The organism is Pedobacter miscanthi, assembly GCF_003315595.1.
Classification (GTDB): domain Bacteria; phylum Bacteroidota; class Bacteroidia; order Sphingobacteriales; family Sphingobacteriaceae; genus Pedobacter; species Pedobacter miscanthi.
Map to the genome: position 1 here is coordinate 1 of NZ_QNQU01000091.1, position 346 is coordinate 346.

1 protein-coding gene is annotated in these 346 nt (G+C 36.1%); it reads right to left on the reverse strand.

The window, feature by feature from the left end:
* Positions 1-346: transposase (locus tag DRW42_RS28500; RefSeq protein WP_147243830.1), on the reverse strand; the 346-nt coding region annotated here is incomplete at both ends.

The following is a 346-nucleotide window of genomic DNA, read 5'->3' on the forward strand; positions in this document are numbered from 1 at the left end:
AAAAGCATTTTGCCAATTGTATTTATATTTTAATTTTCTTTTTTTGTTCCTGTCGATTTCCCGCTGTGCCTGGATACCCAACAAAGCTACCAGGTTTATCATAAATATATGCGCTTCAAACTCTTGGAATATCCCCTCGGGTTTCCGGCAACCAAACTGCTCTAGTTTCATCTTTGGCTTTAGTTTTTTAAAGCCTTCTTCTACGGGCCATCTTAAGTCATAAAGTGCTTTCATGTTCTCTGTACAGATATCGTTCATATCAAACAGAGAAGAAACAAGTATTTCTATCTCTCCGGTTTTTAATTCGATCTTGGTAACCCTAACAACGATTTTTTCAGTATCTAAT